The following is a 712-nucleotide window of genomic DNA, read 5'->3' as shown; positions in this document are numbered from 1 at the left end:
CTAACCGGAGCTTATCGCAGGCTACAACGTCCTTCATCGCCTCTGGCTGCCAAGGCATCCACCGTGCACGCTTCGTCACTTGACCATATAACCCAAAACAGTCTGAACCGTTCAGGCCATACGTTCTCGCAACAATCAACGATATCGCACCAAATAGACACAAGTGTCAGATAAACTTCTAACGCTTGTATTCCATTGGAATACTTGGACTTCTCATTTCCCAAATTGTTAAAGAGCATGCCAACCCGATAACGGGCAGCGCTGACAGAAAGTCAGAAGCAAACAGTCGATCAACAACCATTTGATTATGACTTCCCCGGCCAACGACGGGCCTGGAAGATGGTGGAGCCGAGGAGGATCGAACTCCTGACCTCCTGCGTGCAAGGCAGGCGCTCTCCCAGCTGAGCTACGGCCCCAAAATCGTGACTGTTCATGGAACAGACTCCCGCCGGCGAACCGCTAGGTGAGCCGGCGCGAGCCATGTTCTGGTGGGTCTGGGCCGATTTGAACGGCCGACCTCACCCTTATCAGGGGTGCGCTCTAACCAACTGAGCTACAGACCCAAAAACAGCGCTTTGGCATCTTTAACCGTTCAGACAAGCAAACGTGTGGGTCCCTGTTCGGGTAGGGTCTAGGTCGTTAAGGAGGTGATCCAGCCGCAGGTTCCCCTACGGCTACCTTGTTACGACTTCACCCCAGTCATGAACCACAC

The 712-nt window shown here is 53.7% G+C and carries 2 tRNA genes and 2 rRNA genes; all 4 read right to left on the bottom strand.

The annotated features are described in order from the left end of the window. Positions 1–85, bottom strand: a 23S ribosomal RNA gene (locus tag JF515_RS17150); the annotation flags it as partial. A 255-nt stretch (positions 86–340) separates the two neighbouring features. Then, a tRNA-Ala gene (locus JF515_RS17145) sits at positions 341–416 on the bottom strand. A 70-nt stretch (positions 417–486) separates the two neighbouring features. Next, a tRNA-Ile gene (locus tag JF515_RS17140) sits at positions 487–563 on the bottom strand. Between the two features lie 77 nt (positions 564–640). Beyond that, positions 641–712, bottom strand: a 16S ribosomal RNA gene (locus tag JF515_RS17135); the annotation flags it as partial.

This window comes from Alloalcanivorax marinus (assembly GCF_016785095.1).
Classification (GTDB): domain Bacteria; phylum Pseudomonadota; class Gammaproteobacteria; order Pseudomonadales; family Alcanivoracaceae; genus Alloalcanivorax; species Alloalcanivorax marinus_A.
The sequence above is the reverse complement of the archived record's forward strand: the minus strand, read 5'-3'. Positions and strand labels throughout refer to the sequence as shown.